Genomic DNA, 5,736 nt, shown 5'->3' on the forward strand with positions numbered 1-5,736 from the left:
TCTATAATACGCCCTCATCAGACGGACTGGCAGTGAGAGATGTGTAGATTACACATTGATAACGCGGTTAACCTGTTGAAACAAATTAAAATAAAGCTTGACAATTCAAATCATTATGATAAGATAGTCGGCTCGCTAGATAGCTTAACCGGCAACGGAAAAAGCGAATAGCGAAAGATTTACCCTATATATCGATGACTGGACGACAGTGATTGAGACTATTTAAAAGCATAACTAAAGAACAACTTGTGTGGATTTTTGCTGATTCAGAATGCTAAAAAATAAAGTTGACTATCTTTTCTTTTCGGAAAGATTATTAACTATAAAAATTATCATTTAAGACAGCAGAAAAACTCAAAGTTAATTCATTACGAACATAATTTTTAGCGATTTTGCCAGATTAGATGAGCCAAGTTTAGAAGCTTCTTTAAAGAGCTTCATAGCAAGATTAAACTGAAGAGTTTGATCATGGCTCAGATTGAACGCTGGCGGCAGGCTTAACACATGCAAGTCGAGCGGAAACGATGATAGCTTGCTATCAGGCGTCGAGCGGCGGACGGGTGAGTAATACTTAGGAATCTACCTAGTAGTGGGGGATAGCACGGGGAAACTCGTATTAATACCGCATACGTCCTACGGGAGAAAGGGGGCAACTTGTTGCTCTCGCTATTAGATGAGCCTAAGTCGGATTAGCTAGATGGTGGGGTAAAGGCCTACCATGGCGACGATCTGTAGCTGGTCTGAGAGGATGATCAGCCACACCGGGACTGAGACACGGCCCGGACTCCTACGGGAGGCAGCAGTGGGGAATATTGGACAATGGGGGAAACCCTGATCCAGCCATGCCGCGTGTGTGAAGAAGGCCTTTTGGTTGTAAAGCACTTTAAGCAGTGAAGAAGACTCTTCGGTTAATACCCGGAGACGATGACATTAGCTGCAGAATAAGCACCGGCTAACTCTGTGCCAGCAGCCGCGGTAATACAGAGGGTGCAAGCGTTAATCGGAATTACTGGGCGTAAAGCGAGCGTAGGTGGCTTGATAAGTCAGATGTGAAATCCCCGGGCTTAACCTGGGAACTGCATCTGAAACTGTTAGGCTAGAGTAGGTGAGAGGGAAGTAGAATTTCAGGTGTAGCGGTGAAATGCGTAGAGATCTGAAGGAATACCGATGGCGAAGGCAGCTTCCTGGCATCATACTGACACTGAGGCTCGAAAGCGTGGGTAGCAAACAGGATTAGATACCCTGGTAGTCCACGCCGTAAACGATGTCTACTAGTCGTTGGGTCCCTTGAGGACTTAGTGACGCAGCTAACGCAATAAGTAGACCGCCTGGGGAGTACGGCCGCAAGGTTAAAACTCAAATGAATTGACGGGGGCCCGCACAAGCGGTGGAGCATGTGGTTTAATTCGATGCAACGCGAAGAACCTTACCTGGTCTTGACATATCTAGAATCCTGCAGAGATGCGGGAGTGCCTTCGGGAATTAGAATACAGGTGCTGCATGGCTGTCGTCAGCTCGTGTCGTGAGATGTTGGGTTAAGTCCCGCAACGAGCGCAACCCTTGTCCTTAGTTACCAGCGGGTTAAGCCGGGAACTCTAAGGATACTGCCAGTGACAAACTGGAGGAAGGCGGGGACGACGTCAAGTCATCATGGCCCTTACGACCAGGGCTACACACGTGCTACAATGGTAGGTACAGAGGGCAGCTACACAGCGATGTGATGCGAATCTCAAAAAGCCTATCGTAGTCCAGATTGGAGTCTGCAACTCGACTCCATGAAGTAGGAATCGCTAGTAATCGCGGATCAGAATGCCGCGGTGAATACGTTCCCGGGCCTTGTACACACCGCCCGTCACACCATGGGAGTTGATTGCACCAGAAGTGGATAGCTTAACCTTAGGGGGAGCGTTCACCACGGTGTGGTTGATGACTGGGGTGAAGTCGTAACAAGGTAGCCGTAGGGGAACCTGCGGCTGGATCACCTCCTTATAGACGCATTCGGTCAGCAAGAATTCACAACAAGTTGTTCTTTAGTTTAAGCTTACGTTTTAACAAACGTATTAGGGTCTGTAGCTCAGCTGGTTAGAGCACCGTGTTGATAACGCGGGGGTCAGTGGTTCGAGTCCACTTAGACCCACCATTTTATAATGGGGCCATAGCTCAGTTGGTAGAGCGCCTGCCTTGCACGCAGGAGGTCAACGGTTCGACTCCGTTTGGCTCCACCACTACTAAGACGGTCAGTAAGCTTTAAGTGCTAATTAGTATAAATAGAAACAAGTGATTCGTCTTGAATAAAGACACGATTACTTCTTTCTGTTTTATACAGAACCTGTTATTCGACGAGGATACAGGAACTATTTAAAAACATAGATATGAGTCTGGGTTAGGAAGCGCGTGTTCACGCGCACTTCCTAACCTTAATAACTCACCTCTTAACGACATCAGTTGTTATCCCAGGGGTGAGTTATTAAAAAAGTAAAGAGAACTGAATCAAGCGTATAAACATAGGTGATATCGTTATCATAATTAGATTGTATGACACTTAGAAGTCGAAAGACTACTTGGGGTTGTATGGTCAAGTAATGAAGCGCACATGGTGGATGCCTTGGCAGTCAGAGGCGATGAAAGACGTGACAGCCTGCGATAAGCTTCGGGGAGGCGGCAATATCCTGTGATCCGGAGATTTCTGAATGGGGAAACCCACTTACCATAAGGTAGGTATCCTAATTTATTAGGAAGCGAACGAGGGGAAGTGAAACATCTCAGTACCCTTAGGAATAGACATCAATTGAGATTCCCCTAGTAGCGGCGAGCGAACGGGGAGAAGCCGATTAGTGCTAATGTAGAAGAACAGCGTGGGAAAGCTGACCGTAGTAGGTGATAGTCCTGTATTCGAAACATTAGCGTTAACATATTAAGTAGAGCGGGGCACGAGAAATCCTGTTTGAAGATGGGGGGACCATCCTCCAAGGCTAAATACTCCTGACTGACCGATAGTGAACCAGTACCGTGAGGGAAAGGCGAAAAGAACCCCTGTGAGGGGAGTGAAATAGAACCTGAAACCGTGTGCGTACAAGCAGTGGGAGCCCACTTGTTGGGTGACCGCGTACCTTTTGTATAATGGGTCAGCGACTTATATTCTGTAGCAAGGTTAACCGTTTAGGGGAGCCGTAGGGAAACCGAGTCTTAATAGGGCGAATAGTTGCAGGGTATAGACCCGAAACCGAGTGATCTATCCATGAGCAGGTTGAAAGTGCCGTAACAGGCACCGGAGGACCGAACCCACTGTCGTTGAAAAGCCAGGGGATGACTTGTGGATAGGGGTGAAAGGCTAATCAAACTCGGTGATAGCTGGTTCTCCCCGAAAGCTATTTAGGTAGCGCCTCGGACGAACACCATTGGGGGTAGAGCACTGTTTCGGCTAGGGGGTCATACCGACTTACCAAACCGATGCAAACTCCGAATACCGATGAGTGATATCCGGGAGACACACGGTGGGTGCTAACGTCCATCGTGGAGAGGGAAACAACCCAGACCGCCAGCTAAGGCCCCAAATTCCTAGTTAAGTGGGAAACGAGGTGGGAAGGCATAGACAGCTAGGAGGTTGGCTTAGAAGCAGCCATCCTTTAAAGAAAGCGTAATAGCTCACTAGTCGAGTCGGCCCGCGCGGAAGATGTAACGGGGCTCAAACTAGGAGCCGAAGCTGCGGATTTGAATTTGTTTTCAAGTGGTAGGGGAGCGTTGTGTAAGCCTGTGAAGGTGTGTTGTAAAGCATGCTGGAGGTATCACAAGAGCGAATGCTGACGTGAGTAACGATAATGCGAGTGAAAAGCTCGCACGCCGGAAGATCAAGGGTTCCAGTCCAACGTTAATCGGGGCTGGGTGAGTCGACCCCTAAGGCGAGGCCGAAAGGCGTAGTCGATGGGAAATCGGTTAATATTCCGATACTTGTTTATAATGCGATGGAGGGACGGAGAAGGTTATGTCAGCCTGGCGTTGGTTGTCCAGGTGAAAGGATGTAGGTTTATAGCTTAGGTAAATCCGGGCTATTCTATACCGAGATCTGATAGCAAGCTGTACTTGTACAGCGAAGTGGCAAATACCATGCTTCCAGGAAAAGCTTCTAAGCAATAGTTATAAACGAATCGTACCCTAAACCGACACAGGTGATCAGGTAGAGAATACCAAGGCGCTTGAGAGAACTCTGCTGAAGGAACTAGGCAAAATGGTACCGTAACTTCGGGAGAAGGTACGCTGTTGGTGGTGATAGGACTTGCTCCTTGAGCTGCTGGCAGTCGCAGATACCAGGCTGCTGCAACTGTTTATTAAAAACACAGCACTCTGCAAACACGAAAGTGGACGTATAGGGTGTGATGTCTGCCCGGTGCTGGAAGGTTAATTGATGGGGTTAGCGTAAGCGAAGCTCTTGATCGAAGCCCCAGTAAACGGCGGCCGTAACTATAACGGTCCTAAGGTAGCGAAATTCCTTGTCGGGTAAGTTCCGACCTGCACGAATGACATAATGATGGCAGCGCTGTCTCCAGCAGAGACTCAGTGAAATCGAAATCGCAGTGAAGATGCTGTGTACCCGCGGCTAGACGGAAAGACCCCGTGAACCTTTACTACAGCTTTACATTGAACTTTGACCTGACTTGTGCAGGATAGGTGGGAGGCTTTGAAGCCGAGACGCTAGTCTTGGTGGAGCCAATCTTGAAATACCACCCTGGTCATGTTGGGGTTCTAACTCAGGTATAACAATACCGAGGACAATGTATGGTGGGTAGTTTGACTGGGGCGGTCTCCTCCTAAAGAGTAACGGAGGAGTACGAAGGTGCGCTCAGACCGGTCGGAAATCGGTCGTAGAGTATAAAGGCAAAAGCGCGCTTAACTGCGAGACCCACAAGTCGAGCAGGTACGAAAGTAGGTCTTAGTGATCCGGTGGTTCTGTATGGAAGGGCCATCGCTCAACGGATAAAAGGTACTCTGGGGATAACAGGCTGATACCGCCCAAGAGTTCATATCGACGGCGGTGTTTGGCACCTCGATGTCGGCTCATCTCATCCTAGGGCTGAAGCAGGTCCTAAGGGTATGGCTGTTCGCCATTTAAAGAGGTACGCGAGCTGGGTTTAGAACGTCGTGAGACAGTTCGGTCCCTATCTACCGTGGGCGTTGGAAATTTGAGAGGATCTGCTCCTAGTACGAGAGGACCAGAGTGGACGAACCTCTGGTGTTCGGGTTGTCACGCCAGTGGCATTGCCCGGTAGCTACGTTCGGATGGGATAACCGCTGAAAGCATCTAAGCGGGAAGCCCACCTCAAGATTAGATTTCCCTAAAGAGCCGTTCAAGACTAGGACGTTGATAGGCAGGGTGTGGAAGCGCAGCGATGCGTGTAGCTAACCTGTACTAATTGCTCGTTTGGCTTGACCATACAACACCCAAGTGGTTTGTATACAAGTCTAATTAATCTATCTTGTATAAGCGTAAGCTTATAGAATAAAGAAAGAACATTTCGATATCACCGTTAACCTTGATTCAGTTAGGTTACAAGTTGATCGACAACAAGCTCAAACTTGATGTCAATAAAAACAACAACAGACTCATATCTAACCCCCTTTGCTGACGACAATAGCGCGATGGCCCCACCTGATCCCTTCCCGAACTCAGAAGTGAAACATCGTTGCGCCAATGGTAGTGTGGTTCGCCCATGTGAGAGTAGGTCATCGTCAGCTCTCTAT

General features: G+C 48.3%; 2 tRNA genes and 3 rRNA genes. All 5 read left to right on the top strand.

Features of this window, described 5'->3' with window-relative positions:
* Positions 1-450: 450 nt before the first annotated feature.
* Positions 451-1,989 (top strand): 16S ribosomal RNA (locus QO189_RS14115).
* A 74-nt stretch (positions 1,990-2,063) separates the two neighbouring features.
* A tRNA-Ile gene (locus QO189_RS14120) sits at positions 2,064-2,140 on the top strand.
* A 9-nt stretch (positions 2,141-2,149) separates the two neighbouring features.
* Positions 2,150-2,225: transfer RNA gene (locus tag QO189_RS14125), tRNA-Ala, on the top strand.
* A 348-nt stretch (positions 2,226-2,573) separates the two neighbouring features.
* Positions 2,574-5,429: ribosomal RNA gene (locus tag QO189_RS14130) — 23S ribosomal RNA — on the top strand.
* A 187-nt stretch (positions 5,430-5,616) separates the two neighbouring features.
* Positions 5,617-5,730, top strand: a 5S ribosomal RNA gene (gene rrf, locus QO189_RS14135).
* The 16S, 23S and 5S rRNA genes sit together here with 2 tRNA genes alongside, the layout of an rRNA operon.
* The last annotated feature ends 6 nt before the right edge of the window (positions 5,731-5,736 follow it).

The sequence above is a fragment of the Psychrobacter sp. Arc29 genome (genome assembly GCF_041431175.1).
Lineage (GTDB): Bacteria > Pseudomonadota > Gammaproteobacteria > Pseudomonadales > Moraxellaceae > Psychrobacter.